The sequence below is a fragment of the Erythrobacter sp. AP23 genome, assembly GCF_001542855.1.
Taxonomy (GTDB): Bacteria; Pseudomonadota; Alphaproteobacteria; order Sphingomonadales; family Sphingomonadaceae; genus Qipengyuania.
This window is the reverse complement of record NZ_LNBY01000017.1, coordinates 461,464-482,800: the sequence shown is the minus strand read 5'-3', so window position 1 is coordinate 482,800 and position 21,337 is coordinate 461,464. Positions and strand designations below refer to the sequence as shown.

The 21,337-nt window shown below is 62.7% G+C and carries 13 protein-coding genes; 5 read left to right on the top strand and 8 right to left on the bottom strand.

Features of this window, described 5'->3' with window-relative positions:
* Positions 1-6: 6 nt before the first annotated feature.
* Positions 7-936 carry an acyl-CoA thioesterase II gene (locus ASS64_RS12185; protein ID WP_067694777.1) on the top strand — a complete coding sequence of 310 codons (930 nt, stop codon included), beginning with the start codon at positions 7-9 and terminating at the stop codon, positions 934-936.
* A gap of 664 nt (positions 937-1,600) precedes the next feature.
* Here the strand turns inward: ASS64_RS12185 and ASS64_RS12180 are convergent.
* The 5 genes from ASS64_RS12180 to ASS64_RS12160 form a co-directional block, all read right to left on the bottom strand.
* Entirely contained in the window at positions 1,601-3,832 is a 2,232-nt protein-coding gene (locus ASS64_RS12180; RefSeq protein WP_157075181.1) for a hypothetical protein, read from the bottom strand.
* A 380-nt stretch (positions 3,833-4,212) separates the two neighbouring features.
* Complete coding sequence (gene acs / locus ASS64_RS12175; RefSeq protein ID WP_067694770.1) at positions 4,213-6,462, bottom strand: acetate--CoA ligase; 2,250 nt, start codon at positions 6,460-6,462, stop codon at positions 4,213-4,215.
* Positions 6,463-6,481: 19 nt separating this feature from the next.
* Positions 6,482-7,516 carry an alcohol dehydrogenase AdhP gene (gene adhP, locus ASS64_RS12170; RefSeq protein WP_067694767.1) on the bottom strand — a complete coding sequence of 345 codons (1,035 nt, stop codon included), beginning with the start codon at positions 7,514-7,516 and terminating at the stop codon, positions 6,482-6,484.
* Between the two features lie 73 nt (positions 7,517-7,589).
* Positions 7,590-9,110, bottom strand: coding sequence for an aldehyde dehydrogenase (adh, locus tag ASS64_RS12165; RefSeq protein ID WP_067694764.1), 1,521 nt, complete (start codon positions 9,108-9,110; stop codon positions 7,590-7,592).
* A gap of 141 nt (positions 9,111-9,251) precedes the next feature.
* Complete coding sequence (locus ASS64_RS12160; RefSeq protein WP_067694761.1) at positions 9,252-10,199, bottom strand: GAF domain-containing protein; 948 nt, start codon at positions 10,197-10,199, stop codon at positions 9,252-9,254.
* A gap of 790 nt (positions 10,200-10,989) precedes the next feature.
* Here ASS64_RS12160 and ASS64_RS12150 point away from each other — a divergent pair.
* Both ASS64_RS12150 and ASS64_RS12145 read left to right on the top strand, forming a co-directional pair.
* Positions 10,990-12,540, top strand: coding sequence for a hypothetical protein (locus ASS64_RS12150; RefSeq protein WP_157075180.1), 1,551 nt, complete (start codon positions 10,990-10,992; stop codon positions 12,538-12,540).
* 556 nt (positions 12,541-13,096) lie between these two features.
* Entirely contained in the window at positions 13,097-14,917 is a 1,821-nt protein-coding gene (locus tag ASS64_RS12145; RefSeq protein WP_067694752.1) for a DEAD/DEAH box helicase, read from the top strand.
* A 22-nt stretch (positions 14,918-14,939) separates the two neighbouring features.
* On the opposite strand, the gene ASS64_RS12140 is transcribed toward ASS64_RS12145, so the two are convergent.
* Positions 14,940-15,758 (bottom strand): universal stress protein, encoded by an 819-nt coding sequence (locus tag ASS64_RS12140; RefSeq protein WP_067694750.1) that lies wholly within the window; start codon positions 15,756-15,758, stop codon positions 14,940-14,942.
* A 196-nt stretch (positions 15,759-15,954) separates the two neighbouring features.
* On the bottom strand, positions 15,955-16,446 hold the full coding sequence (locus ASS64_RS12130; protein ID WP_067694744.1) for a hypothetical protein: 492 nt from the start codon (positions 16,444-16,446) through the stop codon (positions 15,955-15,957).
* A 180-nt stretch (positions 16,447-16,626) separates the two neighbouring features.
* Between ASS64_RS12130 and ASS64_RS12125 the strand changes: the two genes are divergently transcribed.
* Positions 16,627-17,811 carry a phosphatase PAP2 family protein gene (locus ASS64_RS12125; protein ID WP_157075179.1) on the top strand — a complete coding sequence of 395 codons (1,185 nt, stop codon included), beginning with the start codon at positions 16,627-16,629 and terminating at the stop codon, positions 17,809-17,811.
* 41 nt (positions 17,812-17,852) lie between these two features.
* Here ASS64_RS12125 and uvrC read toward each other — a convergent pair whose 3' ends face one another.
* Complete coding sequence (gene uvrC / locus ASS64_RS12120) at positions 17,853-19,925, bottom strand: excinuclease ABC subunit UvrC (protein WP_067694738.1); 2,073 nt, start codon at positions 19,923-19,925, stop codon at positions 17,853-17,855.
* A 78-nt stretch (positions 19,926-20,003) separates the two neighbouring features.
* Between uvrC and ASS64_RS12115 the strand changes: the two genes are divergently transcribed.
* Positions 20,004-21,287, top strand: a complete 1,284-nt coding sequence (locus ASS64_RS12115; RefSeq protein WP_067694735.1) for an APC family permease — start codon at positions 20,004-20,006, stop codon at positions 21,285-21,287.
* Positions 21,288-21,337: the final 50 nt, after the last annotated feature.

The window sequence follows — 21,337 nt, the reverse complement described above, 5'->3', positions numbered from 1 at the left end:
CGCCAGGTGAGTATCGAAAAGAAACCTGAAGAGCTTGTCGCCGGCCTCGTTCGCCTGCTGACCGTTACCCGCAATGGCGAGGACGCCTTCACCGCGCCCCAGCAGCCGGGCGGCGTGGGCCGCGTCTTCGGCGGCCAGGTCATCGCACAGGCCTTGCAGGCGGCGCAGGCGACCGCGCCCGAGGGGCTCGAGGCGCATTCGCTCCACGCCTATTTCCTGCGCGGCGGCAAGGAGGGCGTTGACATCGCCTATACCACCGCGCGCGATTTCGACGGACGCAGCTTCGCCAATCGCCGCGTGGTGGCGAGCCAGCCTGCGGAAGACGGCAACCAGCGCCCGATCCTCAACCTCACCGCCAGTTTCCAGCGCCCCGAGGAGGGCCTGAGCCACGACGATGTGACCATGCCCGACGTCGCCCCGCCCGAAGAGCTCAAGAGCGACATGGAGATGCGCCGGGCCATGGTCGAGCGTGCGGGCGACCGGATGAGCGAGCAGCAGCGCAACCTCGTGCTGCGCCCGCGCCCGATCGAGATGCGCACGGTCGACCGGCTGCACTGGATGAACAGCGAACCGCGCGAGCCCAAGGCGCACAGCTGGTTTCGCACCGCGGCGCCGCTGCCCGCGATCGAGGACGACCCGGCGCTCCACCGCGCGGTGATCGCCTATGCCAGCGACTACACCCTGCTCGGCACCAGCGCGCTGCCGCACGGCCTGTCCTGGATGCGCGGCGAGCTGGTCGGCGCGAGCCTCGATCATGCGATCTGGTTCCACCGCCCGGCCCGCGCCGACGAATGGCTGCTCTACGCCACCGACGCTCCGTGGAGCGGAGGCGGGCGCGGCTTCAACCGTGGCCGCATCTTCAACCGCGACGGCGAGCTGATCGCCAGCGTCGCGCAGGAAGGCATGATGCGCAAACGCGTGAAGCGGGAGGACTAGTCCTCAAGTAGCGAAGCGGTAGGACGGACAAAGGTGACAGCGTGTCACTTTCGCGTTCTTCTGGCAAATGTCTGGTATAAAACGATATTCTCCGACCTCCGCATAAAGGTGACACGGGGGCGCGAGGCGCAAAAAGCCGCAATAGAGCCACGGCGGAGCGGTCAGGATGCAGACGGTGTGAAAGAGCATGTCCTGAACCCGGCGAAGGCCCGATGCAAAGCTAGCACCACGCGGGGGATGTAGGAAAATATGGTGACGAGAAAGGTCTGCTGGGCCTTCGGTCGGCTATGGGGCCGGAAGGAGACAGTCCGTTTCCGGTGGTCAAACGGCGCAAAGTCGCGTCTCGGCTAACGAACCACAACCAGACAGGATGTTTTTTTCTCCGGCGCAGTCGTTCGTGACTGTTCTTTCAGGATAGTCAGGCAACTGGCGAGTTCGCTTTTGCTCGCATCCCTGGCAGCTTCGAGCTCCGGGAATGGCTTCACCCCCCGTTCAGTCTCCGCTTCTTGAAGCCCACCACATCTCCAAGTCGTTCATACTGCGAATTTAGAAGCAATAGACTCCCAATGACAATTCCGGACGACACAATACGAGAAACGTTCAGACTCCAATCTGGGACACTGCGGAGCCGTCAGAACAAACTCGTAAACGAATCGATTGTTAATCAGTCTGACTTCTTATCTGTGGCGATTGCAAGCACAGGAAGACTCAGCTTCGTGGCACCGCCCTTGTCATCAGTAAGTGTGATTTCCACGATCTGGTTCGGAACGAGATTGGCGAGACCCACTCGAACTTCGCCGGTTTGTCCGACCTTAAATCCGGACGATGTTCTTTCGATGCCTTCAAGCGCAATCGCATCGCCTCCACTTACTTGAAGAGACTTAATAGTGCGTCCATCGACGTCCTTAGCGGGTGCAATCTGCAACAAAACCGTGCCACGCGCATTTGCTTGATAGACAATAGCCTTAGCTCCAGTCTTCATCGTGAAGCCGGGAGCCTGCGCTTCATCTTTTTTGCTGACGATCACCAGCTTGTATTCCTGCGAAAGTTCTCCCGAACTCAAGCGCAGGACCGGAGTTGCTTTCTCGTCCCAGCCATAGAGCTTAATGGACCTAAATGAGGCGGTGAGCTGCTCCTCATCATTAGAGACAGAAACGGCAGAGGGAATGAGGGTCGTCGCACCCGAAGTTAGCGAAATTTTCAGGTCCTTCATTAAGTCGAGATCGCTACCGCCGTAAAGGGTAACAACGCTCGCTTTTTCGCTGGTCTCAAGTAGCGGAGACTGAACGGGGGGTAAGGCCATTCCCGGAGCTCGAAGCTGCACAGGGATGCGAGCAAAAGCGAACTCGCCAGTTGGTCTCACACCGATTAGATCTGTGAAGAGCCCCGCGGCAATCGCTTCGTAACGCAGCGCATTTAGATAGGCGCAGGGGTCGGTTAAATTTTCAGTTCGGCTAGCCGCCCCGAGCAACGCAGAGGGCATCTCTCCGTTTTCACCGACCCCATGATAGCCAGTCACGTCTGCGTCGAGGTCGCCGCCATAACGAAGGCCGTAATACAGTTTTGCGAGTTGCTTGAAATCGCAAAGGCCAGACGCTTCATACTTGGATGTGTAATAGCTGCGGAAGCTATTCCAATCCTGTCGCATCGCCGCTCGATAGAGCGCAGCAAGTTCCAGCAGGCTGGGATCGCCTGCATATTTGTCCCTGAACTGCGTGGCCTTGCGATTGAGTTCGACCCGCGTATCCCGGTTGGGGAGTTTGGTACCGGTGCGGGCATCATAAAATGAGGAACGGGCTACGGCAGTGATAACACGGTCGACATCGACTTTCTTGACGCCCGCACCTTCGCACGGCTCGTAAATAACCATGAGGCTAACGTTATGATTGCGAGCGACGGTACTGTATTGGCTTTGCGGCGACAGCGCCGCGCCAAGCCGTACACGCACCGTTGAATCGCTCAGCCGTGAAACAGTCAACAGACTGTTGGCATCCTGACCTTCGATCTGGCTAAGCAGGCGCATCAAGCTGTTCACTTGCCCCCTCGCTCCCACACCTTGAGCAGTCGCCAAGAGTGCGAGACCAATCTGCCGGGCTTGGTCCGAAGACCTTGAAGCTCGCAGGTTCTCTAGGTTGTCAGTGACTATCATCGGCATGACGTGCACCCGGTCGAACGATGACCCGCATGAGGCGGGCGATCCGACCTCGTCATCTTGCTTCCAAAAGCCGGCATCAGCCTGAACGTCATCTGCGTGTAGCGTAATGTCGGTCACAACGTCGTAGGGCATATTGCGGGCGTTCGGCAGCATTGCCAACTGAAAGCGGACCAGAAATGCCTGGCCATTCTCAACCTTCACCACGTCGTCAACATACCGGTTGAGCATTCGGACTTCCTGCAGAAGCGCCGTTGCTGCCAAATATTTCAGCATGGGATCGTTATCAATCTGCGCGGTCGGCGAAGCGATCGCGAGGTCGGCCAACGGTGAGAGCGAGACATCAGGAATACGCGAGAGCACTCCCTCCTCCTGAACGACGGTTTCGCTATCGATAGACTGACGCTCACTGGTCTCGGCATTGGTGATGTAACCGGTGATATTTGTCGCACTCGTTGTCGGGAGCGAAAGACCGGCGTTGACGGCAATTTTTTCGATGAGTTTCTCAGTCAAGGTTTGACCGACGGGCATCGATTGAGCGAGCGCGGTTGTCGCGTCCATCTTGAAAGCAGGTTTTAGCTGCGGCGCGACCTTCTCCCACCGAGATACCGACACCGGAGATATTGTTACCGTTCCAACATCATCCGCATAGTCTACCGAGTTCACGCGATAGTCTGGCGACATCGACGAACATGCCGACGTCATACATGCCCCGGTTACCAGAATTGATTTGATGAAACGCATTGCATCGCCCCCCAGCTTGCAACTTCTATAAAAAATTCCCTCGCCAACCATGTTTCAATCTTAAAGTGAATGCAATCCTCCACATTTGCAAATTCATTGGTCCGCGATTGTAAGTATTCTGAGTACTGGTTTGCTCCCGAAATTTCGATTAGCGAATTGTGTGATCAAGTGCATTTTCTGGCTCTCGCTAACGACTGCGGGCACACCAAACTTAAATCCAATTGGCGGGATTGGGGCCTTGCGAGCTTGCTCAAGTGTTTTGCGATGGACCTTTTCCGAAAACCGCTCAGCGCTGCGGATCTCGACACTTTTGGGCCGCTAGTGGTCAGTCCGGCTTTGGCTAGAAAGCGCGCTAAGCGGACATAGCAAAATATCGAATTCTACGGCCTGATGCGGTGGGCGACCAGATTGTCGACCACCGCCGGGTCAGCCAACGTTGATGTATCGCCGACCTCGTTGGCTTTTCCTTCGGCGATTTTGCGCAGGATGCGGCGCATGATCTTGCCCGAACGGGTCTTGGGAAGACCCGGCGCGAATTGGATTGCATCTGGCGTTGCGATCGGCCCGATCTCGGAGCGGACCCACGTCTTCAACTCGCCGCGCAGCGCGTCGTGCCCTTCCTCGCCTGCGAGTAGGGTGACGAAGGCGTAAATGCCTTGGCCCTTGATATCGTGCGACATCCCGACCACCGCTGCTTCGGCCACCTTGGCGTGGGACACCAGCGCGCTTTCTACCTCGGCAGTGCCCACACGATGACCAGAGACGTTTACAACATCATCGACCCGTCCGGTAATCCAGTAATAGCCATCCTCGTCGCGCTGAGCGCCGTCGCCGGTGAAGTAGGTGCCAGGATAGATGCTGAAATAGGTCTGGAAGAAGCGCTCGTGATCGCCGAACAAGGTGCGCATCTGGCCGGGCCAGCTTTGCGTGATGACGAGATTGCCCTCGGTCGTGCCTTCCAGCACTTGGCCTTCGGCGTTGACCAGCTCGGGGAACACGCCCGGCAGCGGCTTTGTGGCAGAGCCGGGCTTGGTTTCCACCGCGCCCGGCACCGGCGCTATCAGCGCGCCGCCGGTCTCGGTCTGCCACCAGGTGTCGACGATCTCGCAGCGCCCGCCGCCGACCACCCGGTGATACCAGTCCCAGGCCTCGGGATTGATCGGCTCGCCCACCGTGCCCAACAGGCGCAGTTTCGAGAGGTCATGCCGCTCCACCGGCGCATCGCCTTCGCGCATCAGCGCGCGGATCGCGGTCGGCGCGGTGTAGAACACGGTGACGCCCAGCCGCTCGCAGATTTCCCAGAAGCGCCCGGCATCGGGATAGGTCGGGACGCCATCGAACATCGCCGTAGCCACACCGTTCGATAGCGGGCCGTAAACGACATAGGAGTGTCCCGTGATCCATCCCACATCAGCGGTGCACCAGAACAGGTCGTCTGGCGTCAGCCCGAATAGCGTATCCGTGGTGAGCGTGACCCACAGCAGATAGCCGCCGGTAGAGTGAAGCACGCCCTTGGGCTTGCCCGTCGAACCGCTGGTGTAGAAGATGAACAGCGGGTCTTCGGCTTTCATCCGTTCGGGCGGGCAATCGGCGGCGACGGTTTCGCGCAATTCGTGCCACCACAGGTCGCGGCCATTCTCGATATCGACCATCGTGTCCGTGCGCTTGACGATCAGCACGGTTTCGACCCCGCCGTCCTTGCGACAGGCGGCATCGACATTGGCTTTGAGCGGGATGGCCCTGCCGCCGCGCGCGCCTTCGTTCGCGGTGATAACGACTTTCGCACCGCAATCGGCGATGCGATCGGCGAGACTGTCGGATGAAAAGCCCTCGAACACGACCGAATGCACCGCGCCGATGCGCGCGCAGGCGAGCATGGCGACGGCCGCCTCAGGAACCATGGGCATGTAGAGGATCACTCGGTCGCCTTTCGCGACACCGCGGCTCTTGAGAAGATTGGCGAAGCGACAAACCTCTCTGTGCAACTCGCGGAATGTAAGGGTTCGGCTCTCGCCCGGCTCGTCGCCTTCGAAGACGATCGCGTTGGCATCGCCGCGCACATTCAGATGGCGGTCGAGGCAATTGACGCTGAGATTCAATTCGCCATCGGCAAACCAGCAGATGCGAAAGTCGGCTACATCGAAACTGCTTTCGTTTGCGCGCGTCGGGAAGCGATCCCAGTCGAGGCGACGCGCCTGGTTCAGCCAGAATCGGTCGGCATCAACCGCCAGCTCGGCGTGCATCGTGTGCAGTTCGTCCGCCTTGGCGAGCTGGGTCTTCTGTTCGTCGGAAAATGCGTTGCTGCGCACCAGAAATCTTCTTTCCATACCGTTGTCGAGGCTGAACATTCCGCCACGGCCCTCCACCGCGTCGAGCACCAATTGCGTGTGCTTCCACGCTGCGAACTGCAGCCCGCCGATATGGACAGGGGTGCCGTCCACATGGCCGAGCAGCACATCGCTCTCGCCCAGCCGGAACTCTCCGCGTGGGTAGCACATCGGGCTGGACCCATCGCAGCAGCCGCCAGACTGATGGATGAGGACGGGGCCGTGCTGCGCGACGATATCGGCCAGCAGCGCACGGCCCGCTGCGGTGGCGATCACGCGTTCCGGCGCCGGTGTCGAGCGCATGATCGCCTCCCCTCGCGCCCTACTGCGTCAGATCGAGCACCACGCGGCCCTCGATCTGCCCCTTGTGCATCCGCTTGAAGATCGCGTTGATGTCGTCGAGCTTTGCGGTGGAGATCGTCGCCTTCACCTTGCCATCGCCTGCAAAATCGAGCGATTCCTGCAGATCCAGCCGCGTGCCGACGATGGATCCGCGCACGGTGATGCCGTTGAGCACCATGCCGAAGATGTTGAGCGGGAAGTCGCCTGGCGGCAGGCCGTTCAATGCGATCGTTCCGCCGCGCCCGACCATGCCGACCGCCTGCTCGAACGCCTTTTCGCTCACCGCCGTCACCAGCGCGCCGCGCGCGCCGCCGCTGGTCAGTGTCTTCACCGTCGCCGCAGGATCGTTGTCGGTGCGCGCGTTTACCACCTCTTTCGCGCCAAGGCGCTTCGCCAGATCGAGCTTGGCATCGTCGACATCGACCGCGACCACGTTGAGGCCCATCGCGACGGCGTATTGCACCGCCATGTGACCGAGCCCGCCGATGCCCGATACCACCAGCGCATCGCCCGGCTTCGTTTCGGTCATCTTCAAGCCCTTATAGACCGTCACGCCCGCGCACAGCACAGGCGCGATCTCGTTGAAGCCGACATTGTCGGGCAGGTGGCCGACATAGTCCGGATCGGCGAGCACGTAGTCCGCGAAGCCGCCATTGACCGAATAGCCGGTGTTGAGCTGGCTTTCGCACAGCGTCTCCCAACCGCCCAGGCAATGGTTGCAATGGCCGCAGGCGGTGTAGAGCCAAGGCACGCCGACCCGGTCGCCTTCCTTCACGTTCGTCACCCCCGCGCCCACCGCGGAAACGAAGCCGACGCCCTCGTGGCCCGGGATGAAAGGCGGCTCGGGCTTGACCGGCCAGTCGCCTTCGGCGGCGTGCAGGTCGGTGTGGCACACGCCCGACGCCTGGATCGCGACCTGGATCATCCCGGGCGCGACTTCGGGTACCGGCACTTCCTCGATCTGCAGCGGGGCGCCGAATTCGCGCACGACGGCGGCTTTCATAGTCTTGCTCATGACATCTCTCCTGATTTTTATGGGATTTGGTGTCCGGCGGCCGTCGGGGGCGAAGGCCGCCGGGCAAGCGGCCTCAGAAGAAGCCGAGCTTCTTCGAGCTGTAGCTGACCAGCATGTTCTTGGTCTGCTGATAATGGTCGAGCATCTTCAGATGGTTCTCGCGCCCGATGCCGGACTGCTTGTAACCGCCGAAGGCCGCGTGGGCCGGATAGGCGTGGTAGCAGTTCGTCCACACGCGCCCGGCCTCGATCGCGCGCCCGAAACGATAGCAGGTGTTCGCATCGCGGCTCCACACCCCTGCGCCCAGGCCATAGAGCGTATCATTGGCGATCTGCAGCGCTTCCTCATCGTCCTTGAAGGTGGTGACGGAGACGACAGGGCCGAAGATCTCTTCCTGGAAGATGCGCATCCGGTTGTTGCCCTTGAAGATCGTCGGCTTCACGTAATAGCCGTCCGCGATGTCGCCCTCGAAGCGGGCGGCCTCGCCACCGGTCAGAAGCTCAGCACCTTCCTTTTTGCCGATGTCGATGTAGGAGAGGATTTTCTCCTGCTGTTCGGACGATGCCTGCGCGCCGATCATCGTGGCCATGTCCAGCGGATTGCCGGCAACGATCGCCTCGGTGCGGGCGATCGCCCTTTCCATGAAGCGGTCGTAGATACTTTCGTGGATCAGCGCACGGCTCGGACAGGTGCATACCTCGCCCTGGTTCAGCGCGAACATCACGAAGCCTTCGATGGCCTTGTCGAAGAAATCGTCGTCCTCGCGGCACACGTCCGCGAAGAAGATGTTCGGGCTCTTCCCGCCGAGCTCCAGCGTGACCGGGATCAGGTTCTCGCTGGCATATTGCATGATCAGGCGCCCGGTGGTCGTCTCGCCGGTGAAGGCGATCTTGGCGATCCGGTTGCTGCTGGCGAGCGGCTTGCCGGCTTCTAGTCCGAACCCGCTGACGATGTTGAGGACGCCATCAGGCAGCAAGTCTGCGACCAGTTCCATCCAGAGGAGGATCGAGGCCGGTGTCTGCTCGGCGGGTTTCAGAACCACGCAGTTCCCCGCCGCGAGTGCGGGAGCGAGCTTCCACACCGCCATGAGGATGGGGAAATTCCACGGGATGATCTGGCCGACCACGCCGAGCGGTTCGTGGAAATGGTATGCGACCGTGTCATGGTCGATCTCGGAAATGCTGCCTTCCTGCGCGCGGATGCAGCCCGCGAAATAGCGCAAATGATCGATCGCGAGCGGAATGTCGGCCGCCATCGTCTCGCGCAGCGGTTTGCCGTTGTCCCAGGTTTCCGCGATGGCGAGCTTTTCGAGGTTCTTCTCCATCCGGTCTGCGATGCGGTTGAGGATCAGGGCACGCTCGCCTGCGCTGGTGCGACCCCAGGACTGCTTGGCTGCATGGGCGGCATCGAGCGCCGCCTCGACGTCAGCTGCCTGGCTGCGCGCGATCTGGCCGACCGCCTTGCCGGTCACCGATGAAATATTGTCGAAGTAGCGCCCATCCATCGGAGCCACCCAATTGCCACCGATGAAGTTGTCGTAGCGCTCCGCGAATGGAGCCGTCATCGATGCGGCGGGATTGGTCTGCATGTCCATCTGGTTATCCTCTCAAGCTCGCCGGGTTGTCCCGGTCGCGAGGATGATGGTTCCGTGAAATCGAAAGAATTAACAGAGGCCCACGTGGGCCGAAGAGCAAGACTGTCTCGCTATCGGGACACTCTTGCATTGCGTTCGGCGTCAGTCGCGCGTCAGGCCTGCCTTGTCCATCCGCCGATAAAGTGTGGCGCGTCCGATACCGAGCAATTTCGCCGCCTTCGTGGCATTGCCACCAGCCTGCGCCAAGGCCTGCCGCAGCACGGCCCTTTCCGAGTCGCTGAAAGAGATGGCCTCGTCGCGTCCGAGAATGTCGGAGGCGGTGCGGCGCCCCTCAAGGCAGGCATCCGTCAGCCCGAAGCGATGCCGTGCCGCAAAGGTCGCTCCAACGACTAGGTCGTCGCGATCCACGGCCAGCAAGGCAGCATCGCCGCCTGGCAAATTGGCATCGATGATTCGGTGCGTGGCAAAATGCTTGCGAAAGACACCGCTCTCGATCCGCCGTGCTGCATCCTGGACGATCTTCTGCACGAGTATGCCCATCGCAGCGCTGTGATCGTCGCGGCAGTTCGAGATATCGAGCGCGCCAAGAAGCCGGCCTTTCGCATCGCGAACAGGGGCATCCATGCAGCTGATCCCGATGTTGCGGCTTGCAAAGTGCTCGTCACGGTGAATCGTCACTGGCCGTCCCTCGATAAGGCAGGTTCCGATACCATTCGTGCCTTCCCGGCTCTCGCTCCACACTCCGCCAAGGGTCAAACCGACACTGTCGAAAAGCTCGCGATCACCGGCCAGGCTGCGTGCTTCCAGCACGACACCGTCACTATCGGACATCATCACGGCACAGCCGGTCGCAGAAACGGTCTGGAACAACTGGTCCAGCAGGGGCCGCGCCACATCCAGCATAAACTCATGGCGCTGCCTCCGCTGGGTAAGGTCGCTGCCGGACACGAGTTCCGGTGCGCGATCGGCTCCCGCATCGAGACCGTGCTTGAGGCCAGAACGACACCAGCTCGCCGCAACAAGCGAATGCGCTGCACTGGACGAGGACTGCAAAACCCCTTCAACAATCGCTTCATGTCGGTCTGTCATTGCACGCAAATACAACAGTTCATCAAGAATCGCTAGTTTTGCCGGGGGTAAAGCTTGCGAAAGCTCTCAAGAACTTCGGCCGACATCAAGGTCGATCGACGCGTTGCACTTTTCTATCGGGTCTCCATCACCCCGCTTCGACACCACGTAACACCGAAACCCATGCCCACGGCAGCTATTTGAAACACGGCGCGATCATACAAACGACCGACATTGGGGCGCTTTGCGGACTGGCCATAACTGCGCCGCAACAAACGCGATTCATCGACGCTCTGGTCGGGTACATCGACGACGTCTTCTTCGACAGTCGCGAAGCCAAGCGCGAATTCAAGGCACTCGGTCGGGAGGACTTCGAGCGCCGGGTCTCCGCCGCTTACGACGTTAGGAGCCGGCACGTGCTTTGGGCTTCGAGTTCGGTGCTTGGATCGCCTCAGAGGGCATCTGCGCGGAGATACAGGGAGGTAAACCAGTACTGCCCGACAACGATCTGGCGAAGACGATGCATAGGACATCGCGCTTCTGCGGCCTTGAAAGGATCGTGAGATACGCGATCCTTGGTTACGGAAAAGAGATCGGCGTCGAGCTAATTGGCCCCAATATTGACGAATCGTCGAACTCGATAAGTCAATTCCATCTGACCTGGCGTCGGTTTTACTTGCTCCATTGAAATCGGCGGGCGAATTGTTCATCCTCTTGCCGGGCAAGGGGGGCGGGAATCATGAGTCGGATACAATCGATCCGTGGGGTCATTTTGGCATCGACGGTATTGGCAGCTTGCACGCCAACGCTGTTGTCGGCACAGGAAATCACGCGCGAGGAGGCGATCGCCATTCTTGAGGAGGCGAGGGAGGCTAGAGAGCAAGCGCGAAAAGCACTCGACGACGCGGACGCTGCTCTACAGGCCGCGGAGCGGATGCTAGGACAGTCCAGCGAACTCGCGCAAGAAAGCGGGTTGCCAAAATCCGGCCCCGTCATTGCGAGTGCGGATTTAACCGCTTCGCCCACAGTCTCTAGGGAGAACTTCTGCGAGGATGTATCAGAGCAGAACACCGCCGCCGAGATGCTGAAGACAGGAGAGGTCGGCGACGATAAAGTCGAGGGGGGACTGAACTGGTTCACCGCGAGTTGCCTCGGTCTGAAGAGGTGGAGGGACTACAAGGACGTTACGGTCCTCGATATCAAGGCGACCGCCTCCTCGGCGGACGGAGTGGTGGAGGCCGGCTTGGGTTTCACCCGTCGCTGGCTGAACTCGTCGAATGACATCGGTCCCGACCAGCTCTTCAACACGAGCTATCGCACGATCCGTCCAGCCGTCTTCGTGAGCACTGCGGATGCGACGGATGCCGCACTCTTCGATCTCGACAAGTTCCAGTTCGAAAGCGGGATCGGAATAAAGCTAGGCGTCGAGTTCGGACGGCACTCCTCCAAGAAACGAAGCAAGCTCGTCGGCGACATCAACGCCGCGATCGCGACGGCGCGGGCAAGCTGCATCGCCGCGAAGTCGGTAGTCGATCCGCTCGCTCCTCTCGAAAAAAGTGAGACGGAGGCCGATCGTCCTTCGCAACTTGGCCTGAGGTCGGGCGAGAATCTTCTTGGCGAGTGCGCTGGCAAAGAGCTGCTCGAATGGCTTCGGAAGGATGCAGCTGGCAATTGGGCCAGCATCGTTAAGCCCATCTGGGGCTACGATGGAAAGCCGGTCATGTACGGCGGTCTGGAGGCAAGCTACGCATGGTCCGAGACTAGCTACTACCCACTGCGTGATACGAATACCGGTGCGCTACTTGGTAACGACCTGCCTGCAGGGTTTCTCGCCAAGGAAGGTGCCACCCCTCAGGACACCAACCCGTTCTCCCTGAGCGCCTACGTCGGCGGCACCCGTCCGTTCAGCCCTCCGATCTTCAGCGGCTCCGATGGCTCGATTGGCCTGTCCGGCTCCCTGACCTATCGTCGGTCGTTCGAGGTCCCGAAGTCGTTGAGGGACCAGACCGTCTGCGTCGACGTGACCGGGACGAACTTCGAGCAATGCAGGAACGTGAACATCGGCGCGCCATACGAGAGGGAGGGCTTCGTCGTCGCGACCGCTCTGAAGTTCCAGATGCCGAGGCTCGCCTTCCTTCCAGAGACGGGCTTCACCATCAAGCCGAGCTACGCATTCGACATCGACCAGTTCGGCGTCGAGGTCCCCATTTATTTCCTTGCGGACGCCGAGGGAAAGCTCAACGGCGGTATCAAGTTCACGTGCACCGAGGATGGCACCACCGACGGTGGCTTCGAAATCGAAGGTGAGTGCGGCGCCGCCCTGTTCTTCGGCTCGAAGTTCACGATCGGCGGCACTCCCTAGTCCGTAGCCGAGAACCGACCGGGTAAAGATGAGGGCAACCAAGCTGACGTATCAGCGGCCCTACTAAACGGTTCTGCGGGTGCTCGAAAGACTTCAGAATGCACTCTCGTCGTTCGCTCCGGCCACCTCCGGTATCCGCGTTCACCGGCGGCAGGCTCTTCCAGCTCTAGGGCGTCGCCCTTGTCGCTAGATATGAGGGTCACACTGTTGTCAGCGCTGGCTTGATATGATCGGCAAGGGCGGACGTTATAACTTTCGCTCACTACCACCAATCTTTGGACACGATTGAGCTCATTGCCGGCGCATAGCTGCCGATCCGCTTTCAGGCATTCTCTGGGAAAGGTCGAACGTCCGAAATTGGGGCGCAAAGCCGTCACAATTGTCGATCGTATAATCCTCTACGAACTCCCCAGCGCCGCTCGCGCTCCCGCCCCCCTTCGCACCCGCACAAGAAATCGCAAGCCAAACCGGGCGAATGGCGCTATAGGCGCCGCGACCCCGTGCGCCCAGAGCCGTGCCCCCTCGCACCGCAGCGCCGGACAACACACGAGATTCCATGTCTTTCGATACCCTCCCGCCGGTCCTCGGCGAAGCATTGGCCGCACGCGGCTATGAAGCCCCCACCCCCGTCCAGGCCGCCGTCATCGATCCCGAAGCGGCCGGGCGCGACTTGATCGTTTCGGCGCAGACCGGCAGCGGCAAGACCGTCGCCTTCGGCCTCGCGCTGGCCGAGCAGCTGCTGGGCGAACTCGGCGGATCGCCGCTCAGCAAGAGCCCGCTGGCGCTCGTCATCGCGCCCACGCGCGAACTCGCGCTGCAGGTCAGCCGCGAGCTCGGCTGGCTCTATGCGGGCGCGGGCCTGCGCATCGCGACCTGCGTCGGCGGGATGGATGCGAGCAAGGAACGCCGCAATCTGCGCGGCGGCCCGGCGATCGTGGTCGGCACGCCCGGACGCCTTCGCGACCATCTCGAACGCGGCGCGCTCGACCTGTCGGGCCTGATCGGCGTGGTGCTCGACGAGGCCGACGAGATGCTCGACATGGGCTTTCGCGAGGACCTCGAAGAGATCCTCGACGCGACGCACGAGGGCCGACGCACGCTGCTGTTCTCCGCCACCATGCCGCGCCCGATCGAGCGGCTGGCCGAGCGCTACCAGCGCGATGCGCTGCGCCTCAGCCTCGTCGGCGAGACGCGCGGGCATGGCGATATCGCCTATCAGGCCGTCACCGTCGCCCCGTCGGAGATCGAGAATGCGGTGGTGAACCTGCTGCGTTTCCACGAAGCGGAGACCGCGATCTGTTTCTGCGCCACGCGCGAGAGCGTGCGGCGGCTGCACACGACGCTGCAGAACCGCGGCTTCGGCGTGGTGGCGCTGTCGGGCGAGCATTCGCAGAGCGAGCGCAACCAGGCGCTGCAGGCGCTGCGCGACCGGCGTGCCCGCGTGTGCGTCGCCACCGATGTCGCCGCGCGCGGGATCGACCTGCCGACGCTGAGCCTCGTGATCCATGTCGAGATCCCGCGCGATGCGGAAACGCTGCAGCACCGCTCGGGCCGCACGGGCCGCGCGGGCAAGAAGGGCACGGCGGCGATCGTGGTGCCCTACAACCGCCGCCGCCGGGTCGAAGGGATGCTGCGCGGCGCGCGGATCGAGGCCGAGTGGGTCGATGCGCCCACGCCCAAAGCGATCGCCAAGCGCGACTGGGCGCGGCTGCTCGAGACCATCACGACCCCGCGCGAGTACGAGGAGGGCGACCGCACCCTCGCCGCCGACATCATGGCGCGGATGAGCGCGGAGGACATCGCCGCCGCGCTGGTCCACGCCCACCGCGCCGAGCTGCCAACCCCCGAGGAGCTGCTCGCCAACACGCCCGAAGCGCGCGAGAAGGCCAAGGCCGAGCGCCACCGTCCCGGCTTCGAGGACGTGGTGTGGTTCAAGATGGACATCGGCCGCCGCCACAATGCCGAACCGCGCTGGCTGCTGCCGCTGATCTGCCGCCGCGGCCACATCACCCGCAACGAGATCGGCGCCATCCGCATCGGCCAGCACGAGAGCTGGTTCCAGGTGCCCCGCGCGGTCGCCGCCAAGTTCGCCGACACCGTCCAGCGCACCGCCTCGCCCGAGGACGAGCAGGACGCGATAGCCATTCTCGAGGCGCCCGACGGGCCGCGCGTCGAGGCCCGCCAGAACCGCAAGCACGGCGGCGGAGGCAAGGTCCACGCCCGCCCGCTCGGCAAGCCATCGGGGGACAAGCCCTCGCGTGGCCGGCCGCCGTTCAAGAAGGGCAAGCCCGGCGGCGGTAAGCCCTTCGCGGGTAAGCCCAAATTCAGCGGTAAGGGCAAAGCGAAGGGCAAGCCCGGCGGCCCGCGCAAGGGCTGACCGGGCCTGCCCGCATACCCGCTCAGTTGGTCATCAGCAGCGGAATGCGCACGTCGGAAAGCATCGTGCGCGTCGCGCCGCCGAAGATCCGCTCGGTCAGCCGCGTGCGGCCATAGGCGCCCATCACGATGAGCCCCGCCTTGCGGTTTTCCGCGTGTTCGACCAGCGTTGCGCACACGCCCTTCTCGCCCGCTTCCGCCTCGATCATCTCGCTCGAGATGCCGTGGCGAGAGAGGTAGTCCGCCCCGCTCACCGGTGGCAGTTCGGGCTCCCTCTTGCCTCTCGCGGGTTCCTTGACCGTGACGAGATACACGGTTTGCGCCTTGTGCAGCAGCGGCACGGCGGCCTTGAGCGCGTGCGAGGCTTCGGCAGACCCGTCCCAGGCGACCAACGCGGGCGCCGTCGGATCGAAGCGCTTGCAGGTATCGGGCAGCACGAGCACCGGGCAATCGGCGGTCACCGCCAGCTCGCCGGCGGTGAAGGACGGCGTGCCGTCGACCGTATTGGGATCGCGCGCGCTGACCACGGCGAGATCGTGCAGCGAGGATTCGCGCAGCATCGCCAGCGCCACCGGCCCCGCCGCCTCGACCCAGTTCCACGAAACGCCTTCGTTCGACAGGTCGTCGAGCGTCTTCTCGCGCAGCTTTTCGGCCTCCTTGCGCCAGAAGGGAACCATGGCGGCGAAGGCCGCGCCGTGGAAATCGATCGCTCCGGCGGCCTCGTAGGGGATGGCGTGCAGCAGCGTGACATGCGCATCGAAAGCGCGTGCGAGGTCGAGCACGGCGTCGAGCCGCCCGGAGAAGCCTTCGTCCCCGGTGGCGTTGAACAGAATGGTCTTCATGGCTCCGTCTCCTGTTGGCGGGAGGGCCGACGGGCCACGTCCCGGCTTGCAGTCGCACTATACATCACCGCGGCCCCCGCACCTTGATCTGCATCAATTTGCAGCGGCATCCGGAAGGCCGCGAAGATGGCCGCACGCGAAGGTGCCGACATGGACCGCATATCGCATTGCCGGAAACCGTGACCTTCGGGCGGGGTCATAGCGCCGCCTCCGCCCGGTTGGTGCGCGAAATGAGCGCAAGAAGCGCGGATTCATCGGGTTTGCGGACCACGCCCACATAGCGTCCGCGGCGCAGCATGACCTGCCAGATGCCGGTTTCCACGCGCCATTCGAGCTGCGGGATCGTGACCTTCCGATCGGCCTTCAAGGCCGCGCGCGCCGCATCCAGCGCCGCATCCAGCCGCGCCCTCCCGGCGGGCGAATGCCGCCGCGCCAGCGCGACATCCCACGCCGCCGCAAACCCTTTCGCACCCGGACGCTCCCGCAGGCGATAGGCGGTCTCCCGCGCCATCGAAACCGCCCGCGCCGCCGCCGCGACCGAGCGCATGGCGGCAAGATGCCCAATGAACTCCGCCTGCCGCACGGGCGTCCACCCGTCCGCACGATGGCGCAGAGGGACCGCATGGAACGGCGGGATGGTGATGGTGGGGGTGCGTGGCTGCGGGGAACGCGGAGGGTAGTGTTTCATCCGGCAGGGTAAGGCACGGGATGGGGGGTGTAGGAAAGTGTTTCGCCTCCATCACGCCGCCTCGGGTTCGCCCCCGGAGGCAGATGCCGTCTGCTGGACTCCCTCAGTTTGAAGATTAAGGAGCCACGCTTCCGACCGGTCGGCGGGGACGCTATTGCGCCCCTCCTCGCGTCGAGAGCGATGATTGCTTTCCAACTCGAAAGACCGGCGTGCCAGCGCAAACGTGGGAAAACGTGTCTATCCTTTTTCTTCATAAACCTGAATTTTACGGAATCTCTTTATTTGAGTCTACTTATCAACAGTGGGCAATCGGTAATTACTGGGGTCGCAATGAGTGAGCGCGATTGGCTAATTCCGGGTGTCGCATTGACCTTTCTCATGGGTTCAATGGCATTGCTAGTCATGCCGTCAGTGTCGGGCCTTCTTCCGGCGCTTTCCATTCTTCCTGCCTGGATAGCGGCGGCCGCGCTGATTGCTGGCCTTTACGGCTTCGCCTGGATGATGCTGCATGGCATAGCGCAGCCGCTACTTGGAACCGTCCGATTTGCTCGCAAACACAAAGGCAGACTGCTGATTGTTGCGTCGGCCATTCTTCTCGCAGGCCTGAACATGATAGCATTTATGTGGGTCAAGCCGCTCTTGAACTACCTGGTACCGTTTTGGGCAGATCCATTGCTGGCCAGCTGGGATCGCATCCTGTTTCTGGGTCATGAGCCGTGGCAAGTCTTGGACTGGTTCAGCTTTCCCGCGATGGGTGTGGTGTATCATCCGGTCTGGTTTCTCGTCATGATCGGTTCGCTTCTTATGGCAGCGTTCGCTCCTGCATCACCGGGCAAGTCTGCCGTACTTCTAAACTATTTCGTCCTGTGGTCGGTCATCGGTCCCCTAATCCACTGCCTCCTCCCGGCAGCGGGACCGATCTTTTACGAACGAATGGGCTACGGATCTCGATTCGGGGGACTGGATGGTGGAGCTGAAGCGACAGCGGTGGCTAACTACCTCTGGTCGATCTATGCGAGCGAGAGCTTCGGAGCTGGAAGCGGCATCTCGGCGATGCCATCAATGCATGTGACAATCAGCTCTTGGGTTGTACTGGCTTTTTACATGTTTGCGCGGCCCTGGCTTCCCTTGGCCTTGGTGTTCTGGCTCTTGATATTCCTGCTCTCGATATCGCTCGGCTGGCATTATGCCGTGGACGGCCTCGTTGGTGCAGTGGCTGCCGCAGCGTGTCACCTAGCGTTGATGGGCATTTTTCGAATGAGAATGGAAGGCAATTCAGCCGCGGCCAAAGGAGCGTCAGTGCGCGCCAATCCTTGCCTAAGCGTGCAGGCTCGTTCGGGTGAGCTTCCACGCCTAGGTTCCTGAAGGGAATGATTTTGCGCGTGTCGAGGGCAATTGCCCCATTTTCACCCACCCGCGTGATAGAAATCGTAGATCTGCTGCGCCACGCCGGCGCTGATGCCGGGGGCGCGTTTAAGGTCGTCCAGCGCCGCCGCCCGCACCTTGCCGGCCGTGCCGAAATGCAGCAGCAGCGCGCGTTTGCGCGCGGGGCCGATGCCGGGGATTTCGTCGAGCGGTGAGGCGGTGATGGCGCGGCTGCGTTTGGCGCGGTGGGCCCCGATGGCGTAGCGGTGGACCTCGTCGCGCAGCGTCTGGAGGTAGAACAATAGCGGCGAATTGACCGGCAGCGTCTTCTCGCGCCCGTCGGGGAAGTGGAACACCTCGCGCCCCTCACGCCCATGGTGCGGACCCTTGGCGATGGCGATCAGGGGCACGTGCTCGATCCCCATCTCCTCCAGCGTATCGCGCACCGAGGACATCTGCCCCTTGCCGCCGTCGATCAGGACGAGGTCGGGCCAGATTGTCCTGTGATCCTCCCCGGACCGGGGAGGGGGACCGCCAGCCGCAGGCTGGGGGTGGTGGGGCACGGACTGCTGCTCCGGACCTCTGCCGTCATGACCATCCTCCGGTGCCCCTCCACCATGCTGTGCATGGTCCCCCTCCCCGAATTCGGGGAGGCTGGCCAGGGCGCGAAACCGCCGGCTCATCACCTCGCGCATCATGCCGAAATCGTCGTTGGTCTGCGCGCTCTTGATGTTGAACTTGCGGTACTGCCCCTTCTCGAACCCCTCGGGACTGGCGACGACCATCGCGCCGACCGCCTTGGTGCCCTGGATATGGCTGTTGTCGTAGATTTCGATCCGCTGCGGCACATCGTCAAGCTCGAGGAATTCGGCCAGGTCGCGCAGGATCTTGGCCTTGGTGCCGGTTTCGGCCAGTCGCCGGTCGAGCGCCTCGACCGCATTGCGGCTGGCCTGCTGCATCAGCTTGCGCCGCGTGCCTCGTTGCGGGATCGAGATGGCGACGGCATGGCCCGCCTTTTCCGCCAGCGCCTCGGCGATAAGCGCCTGCTCGGCCAGTTCGCGATCGACCAGCACGGTGCGCGGCGGCGGCACTTCCTCGTAGAATTGCAGCAGCACGTCGGCGAGCACTTCGGCCTTCTCCAGATCGCCCGTATTGCGCGGGTAGAAGGTGCGGTGGCCCCAGTTCTGCCCGCCGCGGATGAAGAAGGCCTGCACGCCCACCTGACCGCCCTTGGCGGCGAGCGCGAAGACGTCGGCATCGCCCACGCCGGCTGCATTGATCGCCTGGCTGCCCTGGATGAAGGTCGCCGCGCGAAGGCGATCGCGCAGGATCGCCGCGGTCTCGAAATCGAGATCTTCGGCGGCCTTCGCCATCTGTTTCTCGATCTCGGCCTGCACCGCGCTGGACTTGCCGCCGAGGAAGTCCTTCGCCTCGCGCACCAGCTTCTCGTAGCCGTCCTCGTCGATGCGCCCGACGCAGGGGGCCGAGCAGCGCTTGATCTGGTAGAGCAGGCAGGGCCGGTCGCGATTGTTGAAGAAGCTGTCGGTGCAGCTGCGCAGCAGGAACAGTTTCTGCAGCGCATTCAGCGTCCTGTTGACCGAACCCGCGCTGGCGAAGGGGCCGTAGTAATTGCCCTTGGCCCGGCGCGCGCCGCGGTGCTTCTGGATGCGCGGGAAGGCATGGTCGGCGCGCAGGAGGATGAAGGGAAAGCTCTTGTCGTCGCGCAGATGGACGTTGAACGGCGGGCGATAGCGCTTGACCAGTTGCGCCTCGAGCAACAGCGCCTCGGCTTCCGAATTGGTGGTGACGATCTCCATCGCGCGGGTCTGGCTTATCATTCGCAGCGTGCGGTTGGTGAGGCCCTTGACCTGCGTATAGTTCGCCACCCGCGCCTTGAGGCTGCGCGCCTTGCCGACATAGAGTACGTCGCCGCGCGTATCGAGCATGCGGTATACGCCCGGGCGCGGCTTGAGCGTCTTCACCGTTTCGCGGATCGCGGCGATGCCGGCCTCGAGATCGGGTTGCGCGCTGGCCACGGTCTTGGTGGCGCGTTCCTCGTTGAAACGCTCCTTTCCTCTTGGATCGTGGGGAGTACCGGCCTTCGTGCGCGACATGGGGTGGAGATAGTGCGCCCGAACAGCTTAGGCAAAGGCCGCTTGTGCAAAGCGCCGTTTGCGGCCATCCCCCGCCCGATGGACGGGACGAAAATCGCACCGCCGCGCACGGTCGGCTTCTGGGGCACATCGCTTTTTCCGCTGAACGGGATGATCGGCGCGGGGATTTTCGCCCTCCCGGCAGTGCTGGTCGCGGCCGTGGGCAATTTCGCGCCGTGGATGATGCTGGTGGGCGGCGTGCTCTTCCTGCCGCTGGCGCTGTGCTACGCCTGGATGGCGAGCCGGTTCGAACATAGCGGCGGATCGGTGCTCTATGGCGAGGCCGCCTTCGGGCGTTTCGTCGGCTTCCAGGCGGGCTGGGCGCGCTATGCCAGCGCGATCGTGACCGCAGCGGCGAACATGCATGTGATGATCGCCTATCTCGCGGCGCTGTTCCCGGTGCTGTCCGATCCCACCGTGGCGCCGATTGCGGTCGCCGTCGGGATCGGACTGATCACTGCGATCAACCTCTACGGCATGCGCGCATCGGTCGGCACGCTCGGCATCATGACCGCGATCAAGCTGGTGCCGCTGGGCCTGCTAGTGCTGTCGGCCTTCTTCGCGGGCGGCGAGATCGGCGCCATCGCGCTGCCCCAATTCAGCCAGGTCGAGACGGTGATCCTGCTGACCTTCTACGCTTTCATCGGCTTCGAGGGCGTGGTCGAGGCGGCAGGCGAGTTCAAGAACCCCAAGCGCGACGTGCCGCTGTCGATCGTTACCATGGTGAGCGGGGTGACGCTGCTCTACATGGCGATCATCTGGGCCTTCATCGCCATCGGGCCTGAGTTCGCGGGCGAGAACAATGCGCTGGCCGGGGTTGCGGGGGCATCGATGGGCCAGCTCGGCTCGCTCGCCATCGTCATCGCGGCGAGTTTTTCCATCGGCGCGAACAATTTCGCCAGCGGCGTCGCCCAGCCCCGGCTGATGTACGGCATGGCCGAGCGCGGCATGCTCCCGCGCTGGTTCGAATATGTCCACCCGCGCTTCCTGACGCCGTTCAACGCGATCCTGTTCTACGGCGTGGTCGCGATCCTGTTCGGCCTGTGGGAAGGCTTCGAAGTGCTCGCCATCGCGGGCACGCTGGTGCGGCTGGTAACCTATATCGTGACCAGCTGCGCGCTGCCCGTGCTCGAACATCGCGAGGGGCGGATCGTGCCGTTCCACCTGTTCTGCGTGATCTTCGCGGTCGGCAGCTCGCTGTTCATTTCCGCGCAGGCGCAGGCGCAGGCCTGGCTGGTTCTCGGCGGTTTCATCGCTGCGGGCACGCTGCTCTATTTCATCGCGGCGCGGCAGCAGCCCGAGTATTCGATCGACGAGGCATAGGTGGCCGAAAGCTACGATGCGATCGTCCTCGGCGCGGGTGCCGCGGGGCT